We start from the raw sequence: 15,234 nt of genomic DNA, 5'->3' as shown, positions 1-15,234 counted from the left end.
AAACCATCGGCAAGAACTTTCACATGAACGCTCTGCAGGGCGGGTTGGTCTGGGCGAGCAGCCCCAGCCGCCAGGGCAGCGTGTTGTACGGCCCGGAGCACTTTCAGCGGAAGCTGCTCGGCAGGGCGAGACGCTCGACCTGCGACGCCTTGACGGTGTACGCGACCAGGGAGCGGGCCGGAACCGTGGCGGTCAGGGCGGCGCCGCTCACGGGGAGGGCGGACTGCGGGGCCATGCTGCCACACTTGACAGGGAACGTAGGACGACACTCCATGAGCGTCAATCCCACGTTCCCCAGGGGCTGTTCAGCAGCTGGACTTGCCTGTGTAGATCGCGAGGGCGGTGTTGGCGCCCAGGGTGGCCGTGAACTGGCCGCTGGAGTTCACCGTCACCGTCGTGTTGTTCTGCACGTTGCAGTACGTGCCGGCCGCGAGGGACGTCTGATAGGTGCGGCTCAGGCTGCTCGACTCGTGGTTGATGGCGACGTAGCCCTTACTGCCCCGCCCGAAGGCGATGGCGTCGCCGCCGTTGTCCCACCAGTTGGTGACCGACTCGCCGCGGGTGGCGTTGCGGAAGGCCACCATGCGGATGATCTCCGGCCAGGCGTGCTGGCACTTCCAGCCGTTCTGGTAGCAGGCGGTCACGGAGCCGCCGTTGGGCGGGCCGGCGTCCGTGTCGGACCACTCGTAGCCGGAGTTGATGTCCGGGGCGCCGTACGGGTGGGCGAGCATGAAGACGTTGGCCAGCGTGTAGTTGGCGCCGTCCTTGTAGTTCAGGGTGGAGCCGTTGCGCTCGGTGTCGTGGTTGTCGACGAAGACACCGGAGACGCCGCTGCTCATGTAGCCCCAGCCCTCGCCGTAGTTCTTGAGATAGGCGAGGTTCTCGTTGTTGAAGACCCGCTTGAGGTCGTAGGCGTAGCGGAACTCCTGGACGTCGCCGTTGCCCGTGTACTCGGTGGGCTGGACGGCCTCGCCGCTGCCGTGGATGACCTCCTGCTTCCAGTACGCGGAGGGGTTCGTCAGACGCGACTTGATGTTGCCCAGGTCGGCCGCCGGGATGTGCTTGGCCCCGTCGACGCGGAAGCCGTCCACTCCGTAGCCGAGCAGGGTGTTCATGTACTTGGCGATGGTGGCGCGGACGTACTCCTCGCCGGTGTCCAGGTCGGCGAGGCCGACGAGTTCGCAGTTCTGGACGTTGGTGCGGTTGGTGTAGTCGCTGATGCTCGACGTGCAGTCGTCCATGTCGGCCGAGGAGTACAGGCCGGGGTAGTTGTACTTCGTGTACGACGAGCCGCCGGTGCCGGTGCCGCTGCCCGCGGACATGTGGTTGATGACGGTGTCGGCGACGACCTTCACGCCCGCGGCATGGCAGGTGTCGATCATGTTCTTGAAGGCGGTGGCGTCGCCGAGGCGGCCGGCGATCTTGTAGCTGACCGGCTGGTACGAGGTCCACCACTGGGAGCCCTGGATGTGCTCGGCGGGCGGGGAGACCTGGACGTAGCCGTAGCCGGCGGGGCCGAGGGTGTTGGTGCACTCCTTGGCGACCGAGGCGAAGTTCCACTCGAACATCACCGCGGTGACGTCCTTGGTGCCGGGCGGAGAGGCGGATGCCGTGCCGCCGGGGACCCACAGGGCCGCGGCGCCCGCTGCGGCGAACGCGGTCACTGTGGCCGCGAGGGCGGTACGGCGTCGCTTCCTGTGGCGCTTCGGGGGCGCCGAGCGTGTCGATATCACAGGCTGAACTCCTTGCGAGAGCGGCTCAGTTCGGATCCCCCCTGCGCCGCGGCGCGGCTTCGTTGCCGGGCGCCGGGCGCGAACGTACCGCTAACGAAAGCTTTACAGCAAGAGGTTTGAAATTCACAGAAAGAACTTTCACGCGTCGCCTTGACGTCTCTTCACAACTTCCCCACTCTCACGGGTAGTTGAAATCCAGACCTGCACATTTCCTGCAGACGTCCGACGACTTGTGTCCGACTTCGCTTCCGGAGCCGCACATGCCTCTCAGACACCACTGCCCGGGTGTCCTCCGCCGCGCCGCGACCGCCGCCGCTGCCGGTGCCCTCGCGTTCGCGGGTGCGCTGGCCCTGCCCGCGACGCCTGCCCGCGCGGACGCCACGACCTCGGGTGATGTGATCGCCGACCTCTGGTCCTACAACTGGGACTCGGTCGCCGCCGAGTGCACGGACGTGCTCGGCCCGAACGGCTACGGCGCGGTGTGGGTCGCCCCGCCGGCCGAGTCGCTGAAGCAGACCAACTACTACTGGTGGGATGTCTACCAGCCGTACTCCTACGACCTGAACGGCCGCTTCGGGACGGCGGCGCAGTTCGCCTCGATGGTGAAGGCCTGCCATACCGCGGGCGTGAAGGTATACACGGACGCGGTGATCAACCACACGGCCGCGCAGACCGGCACCGGCTACAACGGCACGACGATCACCAACAAGTACGACACCCCCGACTGGGACCCGGACGACTACCACACGTCGGCGGAGTGCAACGACTCCGACCTGATCATCGACGACTGGTCGAACCTCTCCGAGATCCAGAACTGCGAGCTGCTGGGCCTGCCCGACCTTGAACAACGGTTCGTCGGCAGCTACGTACACCTTCGCGACCGGAATGGCCGACGGGACGTACGCGAACGTCGTCGACAACGGCGCGACTTCGGTGACGGTGTCCGGCGGCAACGCGAGCCTGACGATCCCGCGAAGAGCGCGATCGCCTTCTACGACGGTGCGTTCACGCCCTGCGACACCTGCGAGGACCCGGACGACGGCACCTCGACGGTGACGGCGACCTTCAACGCGTACGCGCCCACCACGACCGGCCAGGACGTCTACGTGGTCGGTTCGATCGCGGCGCTGGGCGGCTGGGACACGTCGAAGGCGGTGAAGCTGTCGTCGTCGGGCTACCCGGTCTGGTCGGGGACGGCGAGCGTGCCGGTCTACACGTCGTTCGAGTACAGGTACCTCAAGAAGGACAGCTCCGGGAACGTCACCTGGGAATCGGGCACGAACCGGTCGTACACCACGGGGACGTCGAGCGGCTACGCCTCGACGGACAGCTGGAAGTAACCGATCCGCGGGGCGGCCTGTGGCCCACCACCGTCACGGTGGTGGGCCACAGGCGTGGTCGGTCAGGCCGTCGTCCACCACACCGTGGTGTCCGCCGGGACCTTTGCCTCGCCGTCCGCCTCGGTGATCTCGTCGCTGGTCAGCAGGGTGCGGCCGTGCGCGGGGAGGGTGACGGACTCCCCGGTGGTGTTCGCCACGCACACGAACTCGCCGCGCCGGAAGGCCAGGACGCCCTCGGGTGCGCGCAGCCACTCCACCTCGACGCCGGCCCCGAGGTCGGGGTGCTCGCGACGGGCCGCGAGGGCGGCGCGGTAGAGCTCCAGGGTCGAGCCGGCGACGCCGGTCTGGGCCTCGACGCTCAGCTCTCCCCAGGACGCCGGCTGCGGCAGCCAGCTGCCCCCGCTGCCGAAGCCGTACGACGATCCGGTGCGCGTCCACGGGATCGGCACCCGGCAGCCGTCGCGGAAGCCGTCCTGGCCTGCGCCCCGGAAGTACGCCGGGTCCTGGCGGACCTCGTCGGGGAGGTCGACGACGTCCGGCAGGCCGAGCTCCTCGCCCTGGTAGACGTACGCCGAGCCGGGCAGGGCCAGCATCAGCAGGGTCGCCGCGCGGGCTCGGCGCAGGCCCAGCTCGCGGTCGCCCGCCGTGCGGATCTGGGTGCCGAGGCCCGGGGGGTTCGCGAAGCGCGTCGCGTGGCGGGTGACGTCGTGGTTGGAGAGGACCCAGGTGGCGGGGGCGCCGACGGGGCGCATCGCCTCCAGGGTGCGGTCGATGACCTTGCGGAGCTCCTCCGCGTCCCAGTCCGTGCCCAGGTACTGGAAGTTGAACGCCTGGTGCAGCTCGTCCGGGCGTACGTAGTTCGCGGTGCGCTCGACGGTCGGGGTCCAGGCCTCCGCCACGAAGATGCGCTCACCCGCGTACTCGTCGAGGACCGTGCGCCACTGGCGGTAGATCGCGTGCACACCGTCCTGGTCGAAGAACGGCATGACATCGTTGCCCAGCAGCTTGAGCTGCTCGTGGGATCCGAGGTCCGGCAGCCCCTCCGCCTTCACCAGGCCGTGCGCCACGTCGATACGGAAGCCGTCGACGCCCATGTCCAGCCAGAAGCGGAGGATGGAACGGAACTCGTCGCCCACCGCCGGGTGTTCCCAGTTGAAGTCGGGCTGCTCGGGCGCGAAGAGGTGCAGATACCACTCCCCGTCGGCGACCCGCGTCCACGCCGGGCCACCGAAGATGGACTCCCAGTCGTTGGGCGGCAGTTCACCGTTCGCGCCCTTGCCGGGACGGAAGTGGTAGCGGTCGCGCAGCGGGGAGCCCGGTCCCTCGGCGATCGCCCGCTTGAACCACTCGTGCTGGTCGGAGGAGTGGTTGGGCACCAGGTCGACGATGATCCGCAGGCCCAGCTCGCGGGCGTCGCGGATCAGCGCGTCCGCGTCGAGCAGGTTGCCGAACATCGGGTCGACGGCCCGGTAGTCGGCGACGTCGTAGCCGGCGTCGGCCTGCGGGGAGGCGTAGAAGGGGCTGAGCCACACGGCGTCCACGCCGAGGTCGCGCAGATACGGGAGGCGGGAGCGTACGCCTTCCAGATCACCCATGCCATCGCCGTTGCTGTCGGCGAAGCTGCGCGGATAGACCTGGTAGATCACCGCGTCCCGCCACCAGTCGCTGCGCTTGGCGACGGTGGCGACGGCCGCTGCGGAAGTGGGGGTCGGGGCCGGGTCGGCGGAGTGCTGGCTCATGGCGTCCTTGATGCGTAACTGGGTTCGGGTCACAGATAAATGGTGCGGCTTGCAGGTTTTCGCGGTTTTGCGGAAATCCAGGAATCTTCGGCGCACGGATGTGAGGCGGCCGCGGTGACAGCGGGGTCGGATGGGCACCGCGGCCGCCACCCGCGCGCCGAGGCGCACGGGAGTCATGGTGAGCCCTGGGCTCAGCCCTTGGTGCCGCCCGCCGTGAGGCCGGTGACCAGGTTCTTCTGCACGAAGTAGAAGAAGGCGGAGACCGGTATGGCGATCAGGACGGCCGTCGCGGCCATGAGATTGCGCTGCGCGTCGTGCTCGCTGACGAAGGTCTGCAGTCCGACGGCGAACGTGTACTTCGTGTCGGACAGCATGAACGTCGACGCGAACGCGACCTCGCCGAAGGCCGTGAGGAAGCTGTAGAACGCGGCGACCGCGAGGCCCGGCTTGGCGAGCGGCAGGATCAGTCGCGCGAACGTGCCGAAGGGGCTCAGTCCGTCGACGCGTCCCGCCTCGTCGATCTCGAAGGGGATCGTGTCGAAATAGCCCTTCATCAGCCAGGCGCAGTACGGCACGATCGTCGAGCAGTAGACCAGGATGAGACCGAGGTAGTTGTCGATGAGCTGGACCTCGGAAAGGATCTGGTACATCGGCACCATGAGGACGGCCACCGGGAACATCTGGGTCACGAGCAGCACCCACATGAACTTCTTGTAGCCCGGGAAGCGCATCCGCGAGACCGCGTACCCGGTCGTGGCGGCGATGGTGACGCCGATGAGCGTGGTGCCCAGCGTGACGATGAGCGTGCTGGTCAGCCAGTCGAGGAACTTCGTCTCCTGGAGGACGAACGTGTAGTTGTCCAGCGTCATCTTCTTCCAGATGCCGCCCGGGTGGAGATAGTCGTCCTTGTCCGGGCCGAGGGACAGGAAGACCAGCCAGACGACGGGGAAGAGCGCGATCAGGCTCGCCACGATCAGGATGCCGTGGGAGGCCAGGGAGGCGCCGAGGCCGCGGCGTCGTACCTTGCGAGGGGTGGCAGTGGTCACGGAGTCCTGCTTTTTCACCGGGGTCTCAACAGTGGTCGTACTCATGGGGACTCCTGCCTCAGATCGCGAGCTGCTGGTCATTGCGGTTCAGCCAGCGGCGGTAGAAGGAGGTGAAGACGACGAGGATGCCCAGCAGCAGCATGCCGTAGGCGGCCGACTGCGCGAAGTCGCGCGGCTGCTGTCCGAAGCCGAGGTAGTAGGCCCAGGTGACAAGGATCTGGGCGTCGGGGGCGGTGTCGCCGAACAGCAGGAAGATGATGGCGAACTGGTTGAAGGTCCAGATGATGCCGAGGAGTACGACGGTGGAGCTGACGGACCTCAGGCCCGGCAGGGTGACGTACCGGAACTGCTGCCACTTGGTGGCGCCGTCCATCTCGGCGGCCTCGTACAGCGAGGAGTCGATGGACTGCAGTCCGCCCAGCAGCGACAGCATCATGAACGGCACACCGCACCAGGTGTTGACCATGATCGCGGCGAACCGCTGCCAGAAGGTGTCCTCCAGCCACAGCGGTGTCGGCAGGTGCAGCGTCTCCAGGAACGAGTTGATGATGCCGCCGTCGGCGAGCATGAACCGCCAGCCGAAGACGGTGACGAAGGTCGGCACGGCCCACGGCAGGATCAGGATCAGCCGGTACAGGGTGCGCCCGCGCAGCTTCTGGTTGAGCAGCAGGGCCAGGCCCAGGCCGATCGTGTAGTGCAGGGTGACGCAGGCCGCGGTCCAGAAGATCGTCCAGATGAAGTGGGACCAGAAGCGGTCGTAGGCCGTGTCACCCCACAGGATGTCGGCGTAGTTGTCGAAGCCGATGAACTTGTAGGTGGCCTCGATCTCGTTGACGCCGATCGTGCGGGCGCTGTTGAGGCTGTTGGCGTCGGTGAGGGTGAGGTAGAAGCCGTACACCAGCGGATACAGCACGAGGACGCCGAGGACGATCACCACCGGGGCGATCATCGCGTAGGCGTACCAGTGCTTCTGGTAGCCGTGCTTCAGGCGCTGGCCCAGTCCGCGGCGGGGCCCACGCTCACCTCGGGATTTCCCGGTCGCGCGGTCGATGGCGACTGTCATGGTTCGACAACCTTCGTGAAGATCGGCAGTTCAGGGGGTGTACGGCGCGCAGGCCGGTGGCCGCCGGAACTCTCCCCCCATGATCAGGGAGTTCCGGCGGCCACTCGGGATCACTTGGTGAAGTCCGGGACCAGCTTGGCGATCGAGGTCTCGGCGGTGCTCAGGCCCTTGTCCAGGGACTCCTTGCCACCGGCGATCTTCAGCAGCTCGGTGTCCAGCGGGCCCCACAGGGAGCTGTACTCGGGCAGCGCGGGGCGCGGCTGGGCGGCGGCGAGGACGCCCTGGTAGCCGGCGATGCCCGGGTCGGCCTTGACCTTGGCGGTGTAGGCGTCGTCACGCGTGGGCAGCGTGTTGTTCTTCAGGGCGATGGTCTCCTGGGCCTTCGCCGAGGTCATGAAGTTCACGAACTTCAGCGCGGCCTTCTGGTGCGCCTCGTCGGAGCCGGCGTACACGGAGAGGTTGTGGCCGCCGGTCGGGGCGCCCGCCTTGCCGGAGGAGCCGGCCGGGACGGTGGCGATGCCGAGGTTGGCCTTGTCCTTGAACGCGGAGCCCTTGTAGAAGTTGGTGATCTCCCACGGGCCCTGCATGATCGCGGCGACCTTGCCGCTGACGAACGCCTCCTGGATGTGGGCGTAGGCGTCGGCGGTGGTGTCGGCCTTGTGCAGGCCCTTGCCGTCGAAGAGGCTCAGCCAGGTGCCGTAGCCCTTCTTGGCCTCGGTGCCGGCGACGGTGATCTTCTTGGCGTCGGCGTCGACGGTGTCGGTGCCCTCGCCGTAGAGGAACGTCTGGGCGTAGTAGGCCTGGGTGGAGCCCCAGTAGCCGTCGACGCCGGTCTTGTCCTTGATCTTGGCGGCGGCCTTCTTCAGGTCGTCCCAGGTCTTGGGGGCCTCGACGCCGGCCTTCTTGAACAGGTCCTTGTTGTAGACGAGCGCGAGGGTGTCCGTGGTGAACGGAACGCCGTAGACCTTGCCCTCGTACTTGGCCTGCTCGATCAGGTTGGGCTGGAACTTGGCCTGGTCGGCGAGGGCCTCGGTGCCGTCCAGCGGCAGGAAGAAGCTCTTCTTGGCGAAGGCGGGGGTCCAGCCGACCTCGGAGCGCAGGATGTCCGGGGCGCCCTTGGAACCGGCGGCGGTGTCGAACTTGTTCTGCGCCTGGTCGAAGGGGACGTTGACGTACTTGACCTTGACGTCCTTGTTGGCGGCCTCGAACTCCTTGACCAAGGCCTGGTACGTCGGCGCCTCGTTGGTGGCGTTGGAGGTGTCCCACCAGGTGATGGTGACCGGCCCGCTCGAATCGCTGCCGCTGTCCCCGCCGCCGCACGCCGTCGCCGCGAGAGCGAGGGACGCAACCAGCGCGGTGGCCGCTATGCCACGCCGCATGAGTTCTCCTTGAGGGTGAAAGCCCGTGTGGTGCAGAGGCGGCCCCGTCTGCCTGCCTCTGCTGTCTTGCCGACTGCGCCGTTGCGGCCGCCGGGCGACGTGAACGTAACAGCGTTGAAAGCTCCACGAAAGACCTTGCAGAAAAAAAGTGCAAGAGGACTCGGAAGTTACCGGCGCGTGACCGCGCGGCGACCGCCGTGAGACGCTTCTTTACAGCGGTGGAGCGGCACTCGGACCACCTGTGCAAGACTCTGCAAGCTCTTGCCATCACTTTCACGAGGGAGCGCGATGACACAGCAGTCCGGGTCAGGACGGCCAACAGGTCGCCCGCGGCGTCCGATTGGTGTGCAAGGCGCCATACGGCCGGTACAGTCCAGTGCCGTGACCACACGGCTTGCCGACATCGCTGCTCAGGCGGGGGTGAGCGAAGCGACCGTCAGCCGCGTCCTCAACGGGAAGCCCGGCGTCGCCGCCACCACTCGCCAGTCCGTGCTGGCCGCACTCGACGTGCTCGGCTATGAACGCCCGGTGAGACTGCGACAGCGCAGCGAGGGCCTGGTGGGCCTGATCACTCCGGAGCTGGAGAACCCGATATTCCCGGCCCTCGCCCAGGTCATCGGGCAGGCGCTGACCCGGCAGGGCTACACCCCGGTGCTGGCCACCCAGACGCCCGGCGGCTCCACCGAGGACGAGCTCACGGAGATGCTCGTCGACCGCGGGGTGGCCGGCATCATCTATGTCTCCGGCCTGCACGCCGACACCACCGCCGACATGCAGCGCTACGAGCGGCTGCGCGCCCAGGGCGTCCCCTTCGTCCTGGTGGACGGCTTCTCCCCGAAGGTCCAGGCGCCGTTCATCTCGCCCGACGACCGCGCCGCGATGACCCTGGCGGTCACGCACCTCGCCTCTCTGGGCCACACCCGCATCGGCCTGGCCCTGGGCCCCAAGCGCTTCGTCCCGGTCCAGCGCAAGATCGAGGGCTTCGTCCGCACGGTGCAGGACCAGCTGGGCCTGCCGGCGGAGACCATCGAGAAGGAGCTGATCCAGCACTCCCTCTACACGCTGGAGGGCGGTCAGGCGGCCGCCAACGCCCTGATCGACCGTGGCTGCACCGCGGTGGTCTGCGCCAGCGACATGATGGCCCTGGGCGCGATACGAGCGGCTCGGCAGCGCGGTCTGGCGGTTCCGCAGGACATCTCGGTGGTCGGCTTCGACGACTCCCCGCTGATCGCGTTCACCGACCCGCCTCTCACCACGGTCCGCAAGCCGGTCCCGGCGATGGGCCAGGCCGCGGTGCGCACGCTGCTGGAGGAGATCGGCGGGACTCCGGCGCCCCACAGCGAGTTCGTGTTCATGCCGGAACTGGTGGTGCGCGGTTCGACTGCTTCGGCGCCCGGGAACAGGAATCACTCCTAACTCCTCCCCAAGACGGAGAAACGGCGCATCCTGCCCTGCGTTGGGAGGAGAATGGAGCTGTACGCCCGCCGTAGAACGTGCGTCCTGGACCCGCCCGAGGGATGATCGGACGGGGAAGGAATGTCTGGCAGACTCTGTGCCTATGGGTGACACCACCGTGACGACACTGGAAGGCCGGGAAGCGGCCGTTCCGCAACCTGTCGCGGACGAGCCGGGTAGGGGTCCCCTGCGCCGACTTCGCACCCCGCGTCGCCCCCGCCTCTGGTTCGAGATCCTGCTGATCGCGGTGAGTTACTGGACGTACTCACTCATCCGCAACGCGGTCCCGGAGCAGAGGTCCGAAGCACTGCGCAACGCCGACTGGCTCTGGCAGCTGGAGCACCACCTCGGCATCGCGGTCGAGGAGTCGATCAACCACACCGTGAACTCGGTGACTTGGCTCATCGTCGGCATGAACTACTACTACGCGACGCTGCACTTCATCGTCACCCTCGGTGTTCTGGTCTGGCTCTACCGCAGTCACCCCGGCCGCTACGCGGCGACCCGCCTGGTCCTGTTCGCGACCACGGGCGTGGCCCTGATCGGTTACTACCTGTATCCGCTCGCTCCCCCGCGGCTGATGACCAACACCGGCTTCATCGACACGGTCATGGTCCACGACACCTGGGGCTCGATGGCCTCCGGCGACCTGAAGAACATGTCCAACCAGTACGCCGCGATGCCGTCGATGCATATCGGCTGGTCGGTCTGGAGCGGCCTGACGATCTTCGCCCTGGCCCGGCTGCCCTGGGTCCGCATCCTGGGCCTGCTCTATCCCACGACGACGCTGATCGTCATCGTCGCGACGGCCAACCACTTCTGGCTGGACGCGGTGGGCGGCCTCATGTGCCTGGCTTTCGGCTACACGGTGGCACGCCTCTGGTACGGAGCGCTCCCGCACGCGCTGCCGAGGCGAGTGATGGCGTCACCACGCACGCACTCGCAGTCGCCGACGGCGGCAAGGGGACGTGCCGGGGGGTGTCCGCCCGCAGCGGCGGGCGTCAACGCAGAGCACTCTCCCGACGAACCGAGCCGCCCGACCGAGGACGGACACCCCCCGGCACGGCCCCGACCCACGACGCACGCATAGGCGCTACGCGCACCCCCACAAGGCCGCACCGGCCGCCGCAGGCATCGACGCGCACCCCCCACAAGCGCAGCCTCACCCGCCGTAGAACAGCTCCTCCACGACCCCCCGAGCCCGACGCGCCGTACGCCGATACGCATCGAGCATGTCGCCCGCGTGCCCGGGCTCGTACCCCAGGTAGCGCCCCACCGCGGCCAGCTCCCGGATGTCCGACGGGAAGGTGTCCCCGGCCCGCCCGCGCACCAGCATCACCGCGTTGCGCACCCGAGTGGCCAGCACCCACGCCTCGTCCAGGATCGCCGCCTCCTCCCCCGGAATGAGCCCGGCCGCACAGGCGGCGGCGAGGGCATCCCGGGTCCGCGTGGTCCGCAGCCCCGGCTCGGCCCAGCCGTGCTGGAGCTGGAGGAGCTGAACGGTCCACTCGACGTCGGAGAGCCCACCCGGCCCGAGCTTGGTGTGCAGCTTGGGATCGGAACCACGAGGAAGCCGCTCGGACTCCATACGGGCCTTCAGCCGGCGGATCTCCCGCACGGCGTCCTCACCGAGCCCCTCGGCGGGATACCGCAGCGGATCGACGAGCTCGATGAACCGCCGTCCCAGACCCTCGTCCCCGGCCACCACCTCGGCCCGCAGCAACGCCTGCGACTCCCACACCAGCGACCACCGCCGGTAGTACGCCGCGTAGGAGTTCAGCGTACGGACCGACGGCCCCGACTTGCCCTCCGGCCGCAGATCGGCGTCGATCAGCAACGGCGGATCCGCACTCGGGATCTGCAGCAGCCTGCGCATCTCCGCGACCACCCGGTTCGCGGCGGTCGCGGCCTCCTGGTCGTCGACGCCGTCCCGCGGCTCGTGCACGAACAAGACGTCCGCGTCGCTGCCGTATCCCAGCTCGTGCCCGCCGAAGCGCCCCATGCCGATGATCGCGAACCGGGTCGGCAGGGTGTCCCCCCACCCGTCCCGCACCACCGCACGCAGCGTGCCCGCCAGGGTCGCCGCCGTGAGGTCCGACACCGCGGCCCCGACCCGGTCCACCAGCGCACCCTGATCCGCCTCGGCCGGCTTCGTCTCGGTGCCGTAGGAGTCGACGATGTCGGCGGCGGCCGTACGGAACAGTTCCCGGCGCCGCACACCACGCGCCGCCGTCACCGCCTGGACGGCACCGTCGGCACGGCCCACTGCCGCGAGGATCTCCTGCTCCAGGTGGGCACGCGAACGAGGCTCCAGCCCGGTGCCCCCGTCTCCGTCGCCGAGCAGCGCCACCGCCTCCGGGGCCCGCATCAGCAGATCCGGGGCGAGCCGCCCGGCCGACAGCACACGCGCGAGGTTCTCGGCAGCGGCGCCCTCGTCCCGCAGCAGCCGCAGATACCAAGGGGTCTTGCCGAGCGCGTCCGACACCTTGCGGAAGTTCAGCAGCCCCGCGTCCGGATCGGCGGAGTCCGCGAACCAGCCCAACAGCACCGGCAGCAGCGTGCGTTGGATCGCCGCCTTGCGGGTGACCCCGGAGGCCAGCGCCTCCAGATGCCGCAGCGCGGAGGCCGGATCGTCGTACCCGAGCGCGACCAGCCGCTCACGCGCCGCCCCCGCGCTCAACCGGGCCTCGCCCGGGGCGAGTTGGGCGACGGCGTCGAGCAGCGGCCGGTAGAAGAGCTTCTCGTGCAGCCGCCGTACGACACTCGCGTGCCGTTTCCACTCGCGGTTCAGCTCGGCGACCGCGTCGACGCGCAGACCGAGCGAGCGCCCGATGCGGCGAAGATCGGCGTCGTCCTCGGGCACCAGGTGGGTGCGCCGCAGCCGGTAGAGCTGGATGCGGTGCTCCATGGAGCGCAGGAAGCGGTAGGCGTCGTCGAGCTGTGCGGCATCGGCACGGCCGACGTAGCCGCCGGCGGCGAGGGCGTGCAGGGCGTCCAGCGTGGTGCCGCTGCGCAGCGACGCGTCGTCGCGGCCGTGCACCAACTGCAGCAGCTGTACGGCGAATTCGACGTCCCGGAGCCCACCCGGACCGAGCTTGAGCTGGCGGTCCAGCTCGGCGACCGGGATGTTCTCCACCACCCGCCGCCGCATCTTCTGCACGTCGGCGACGAAGTTCTCCCGCTCGGCGGCCTTCCAGACCAGCGGCTCCAGGGCGGTGACGTACTCCTCGCCCAGCTCGATGTCGCCGGCCACCGGTCGTGCCTTGAGCAGCGCCTGGAACTCCCAGGTCTTGGCCCAGCGCTGGTAGTAGGCGAGGTGACTGCTCAGCGTCCGCACCAGGGGGCCGTTGCGGCCCTCGGGCCGCAGGTTGGCGTCCACGGGCCAGATGGATCCCTCGACGGTCGTCTCGGAGCAGATCCGCATCATGTGCGAGGCGAGCTTGGTGGCGGACCGCAGCGCCTTGCCCTCGTCGGCGCCGTCCAGGGCCTCGCCGACGAAGATGACGTCGACGTCGGAGACGTAATTGAGCTCGTGGCCCCCGCACTTGCCCATCGCGATCACCGCGAGCCGGCACAGCGCGGCGTCCTCCGGCGCGGCGGCACGGGCGATGGCGAGGGCGGCGCGCAGGGTCGCGGTGGCGAGGTCGGCGAGCTCGGCGGCGGTCTGCGCCAGGTCGGTGGTGCCGCACACGTCACGCGCTGCGATGGACAGCAGACAGCGCCGGTAGGCGACGCGCAGGGACACCGGGTCGGTGGCGTCGGCGAGGCCGCGCTCGAACTCCTCCACCCCGGGGTGCAGGTCCTGCGGCTCGTACATGACCAGCGCCTGCCAGTCGTCGCAGTGCTTGGCCAGGTGGTCGGCGAGCGCGGCGGAGGCGCCGAGCACGCCGAGCAGCCGGTCACGCAGGGGCTTGGCCGCTATCACCGTGTCGAGCAGTTGCCGCTGGGCGGCGGGGTCGGGCTGTGCTTCGAGGAGCCGGGCGAGACCGTGCAGGGCGAGGTCCGGGTCGGCGGTGGCGCCGAGGGCCTCCAGCAGCACGGGGTCGTTCCTGATCGGCACCAGCTCGACGCCCTCCAGCAGCCGCTCGGCGGCCGACGGGTCGGTGAATCCGTGCCGCAGCAGCCGCGTGAAGGTACTGCTCCTGCGCCCCGGCGCCGTCATGCTCGCCCTCCCGTCGGATCGGGGACGCACGCGCCCGATCAAGGTCGTACGCGGTCGAGCCTAACCGCAGTCTCCGACAGTGGCGCCGATGAGTTTCGACGGCCCGCACGGTCTGCCTTGTCGAGCGACACCTGGGCGACACGTCTGGAGGGCGTCCGATGACCCACAAGCAACCGCAGACGCGGCTGGATACGCGCTACAGCGACAAGACGGCCACCGCGACCCCGTGGGCGGAGGCCGAGAAGCTGCTGGCCGAGGCCGAGCTGTTCTGGATCTCGACGGTACGGCCGGACGGGCGGCCCCATGTGACCCCGCTGCCCACGGTCTGGTCGGAGGGCGCGCTGCACTTCTGCACGGGCCCGGAGGAGCGCAAGGCGAGGAACCTCGCCCTGAACCCGGACGTCGTCCTGACGACCGGCACGAACACCTGGGACAAGGGATACGACCTGGTGGTCGAGGGCGAGGCGGTGCGGATCACCGACGACGCCCGGCTGCGCGAACTGGCCGCCGGGTGGGAGGCGAAGTACGGCAGCTTCTGGCACTTCGATGTGGTCAACGGCCGCTTCCGGCACGGCTCTGGAGACGCCTATGTCTTTTCGGTGGCGCCGCGCACGGTTTTCGGCTTCGGTAAGGGTGAGCCGTTCAGCCAGACCCGCTGGCGATTCACCTTGGAGGACTAGCGATGGACTTCACGCTCGAAGTGATCCCGCTGCCCGTGACCGACATCGACCGGGCCCGCGACTTCTACCGGGACAAGGTCGGTTTCCACGTCGACATCGACCAGGAGGTCATGCCGGGCATGCGCATCGTCCAGCTGACGCCTCCGGGCTCCGGCTGTTCGCTCGCCCTGGGCGACAGCATCTGGGAGATGGCGCAGGGCCCACGCCCGGCCCCCGGCTCCTACCAGGGCCTCCAGCTCTGCGTGGCCGACATCAAGGCGGCCCACGCGGAGCTGACCGAACGCGGCCTGGAGATCTCCGAGCCGGTCCAGTACGCCCCCGACGACGGCGCCACCTTCATGTACTTCAAGGACCCCGACGGCAACGGCTGGTCGATCCAGGAGTACAAGCGCAGGGCAACGGAACCACTGCACGAGGTCCTGTCCAAACTGGCAGACCAGTAGCCAGCCCAAGGGGCGCGGGGCTGTGTCGATATGCGGCTCCGCCGCGCGGGCGCGAGCAACCCACCACGGGCAGCACTCGCCAACGCTCCCCGCGCCCCACCGTCACCAGACACTGAGGGCCCTCAAAGAACCGGCAGATTCTTCCGCAGCTCGAACGCCGTCACCTCGGACCGGTACTCGTGCCACTCGTGCCG

General features: G+C 68.8%; 12 protein-coding genes and 1 pseudogene. 5 read left to right on the top strand and 8 right to left on the bottom strand.

What is annotated here, in order from left to right; all coding sequences use genetic code 11:
- Positions 1-103: 103 nt before the first annotated feature.
- Together POF73_RS42975 and POF73_RS42970 are read right to left on the bottom strand one after the other, a co-directional pair.
- On the bottom strand, positions 104-235 hold the full coding sequence (locus POF73_RS42975) for a hypothetical protein (protein ID WP_272124857.1): 132 nt from the start codon (positions 233-235) through the stop codon (positions 104-106).
- Positions 236-305: 70 nt separating this feature from the next.
- A complete protein-coding gene (locus POF73_RS42970) occupies positions 306-1,664 on the bottom strand; it encodes an alpha-amylase (protein WP_443049748.1) in 1,359 nt (452 codons plus the stop codon).
- Positions 1,665-1,993: 329 nt separating this feature from the next.
- Between POF73_RS42970 and POF73_RS42965 the strand changes: the two genes are divergently transcribed.
- Positions 1,994-3,073 carry a carbohydrate-binding module family 20 domain-containing protein gene (locus POF73_RS42965; protein WP_272124856.1) on the top strand — a complete coding sequence of 360 codons (1,080 nt, stop codon included), beginning with the start codon at positions 1,994-1,996 and terminating at the stop codon, positions 3,071-3,073.
- A 62-nt stretch (positions 3,074-3,135) separates the two neighbouring features.
- Here the strand turns inward: POF73_RS42965 and POF73_RS42960 are convergent, their stop codons facing one another.
- The 4 genes from POF73_RS42960 to POF73_RS42945 form a co-directional block, all read right to left on the bottom strand.
- On the bottom strand, positions 3,136-4,812 hold the full coding sequence (locus POF73_RS42960; protein ID WP_272124872.1) for a glycoside hydrolase family 13 protein: 1,677 nt from the start codon (positions 4,810-4,812) through the stop codon (positions 3,136-3,138).
- 191 nt (positions 4,813-5,003) lie between these two features.
- Complete coding sequence (locus tag POF73_RS42955) at positions 5,004-5,903, bottom strand: sugar ABC transporter permease (RefSeq protein ID WP_272124855.1); 900 nt, start codon at positions 5,901-5,903, stop codon at positions 5,004-5,006.
- Positions 5,904-5,916: 13 nt separating this feature from the next.
- Positions 5,917-6,921 carry a carbohydrate ABC transporter permease gene (locus POF73_RS42950; RefSeq protein WP_272124854.1) on the bottom strand — a complete coding sequence of 335 codons (1,005 nt, stop codon included), beginning with the start codon at positions 6,919-6,921 and terminating at the stop codon, positions 5,917-5,919.
- A gap of 110 nt (positions 6,922-7,031) precedes the next feature.
- Entirely contained in the window at positions 7,032-8,300 is a 1,269-nt protein-coding gene (locus tag POF73_RS42945; RefSeq protein ID WP_272124853.1) for an extracellular solute-binding protein, read from the bottom strand.
- A 381-nt stretch (positions 8,301-8,681) separates the two neighbouring features.
- Between POF73_RS42945 and POF73_RS42940 the strand changes: the two genes are divergently transcribed.
- Together POF73_RS42940 and POF73_RS42935 are read left to right on the top strand one after the other, a co-directional pair.
- Positions 8,682-9,716 (top strand): LacI family DNA-binding transcriptional regulator, encoded by a 1,035-nt coding sequence (locus POF73_RS42940; RefSeq protein WP_272124852.1) that lies wholly within the window; start codon positions 8,682-8,684, stop codon positions 9,714-9,716.
- Positions 9,717-9,858: 142 nt separating this feature from the next.
- A complete protein-coding gene (locus POF73_RS42935) occupies positions 9,859-10,845 on the top strand; it encodes a phosphatase PAP2 family protein (RefSeq protein ID WP_272124851.1) in 987 nt (328 codons plus the stop codon).
- A 72-nt stretch (positions 10,846-10,917) separates the two neighbouring features.
- Here POF73_RS42935 and POF73_RS42930 read toward each other — a convergent pair whose 3' ends face one another.
- Positions 10,918-13,917: a bifunctional [glutamine synthetase] adenylyltransferase/[glutamine synthetase]-adenylyl-L-tyrosine phosphorylase gene (locus POF73_RS42930; protein WP_272124850.1), complete on the bottom strand. Its 3,000-nt coding sequence runs from the start codon at positions 13,915-13,917 to the stop codon at positions 10,918-10,920.
- Positions 13,918-14,075: 158 nt separating this feature from the next.
- Here POF73_RS42930 and POF73_RS42925 point away from each other — a divergent pair, with 158 nt between their 5' ends.
- Together POF73_RS42925 and POF73_RS42920 are read left to right on the top strand one after the other, a co-directional pair.
- On the top strand, positions 14,076-14,597 hold the full coding sequence (locus POF73_RS42925) for a pyridoxamine 5'-phosphate oxidase family protein (RefSeq protein WP_272124849.1): 522 nt from the start codon (positions 14,076-14,078) through the stop codon (positions 14,595-14,597).
- 2 nt (positions 14,598-14,599) lie between these two features.
- On the top strand, positions 14,600-15,040 hold the full coding sequence (locus tag POF73_RS42920; protein WP_272124848.1) for a VOC family protein: 441 nt from the start codon (positions 14,600-14,602) through the stop codon (positions 15,038-15,040).
- A gap of 122 nt (positions 15,041-15,162) precedes the next feature.
- Here the strand turns inward: POF73_RS42920 and POF73_RS42915 are convergent.
- A pseudogene (locus POF73_RS42915) lies at positions 15,163-15,234 on the bottom strand (glutamine synthetase); the annotation flags it as partial.

This window comes from Streptomyces sp. HD (genome assembly GCF_028369295.1).
Classification (GTDB): Bacteria; Actinomycetota; Actinomycetes; order Streptomycetales; family Streptomycetaceae; genus Streptomyces.
The sequence above is the reverse complement of the archived record's forward strand: the minus strand, read 5'-3'. Positions and strand labels throughout refer to the sequence as shown.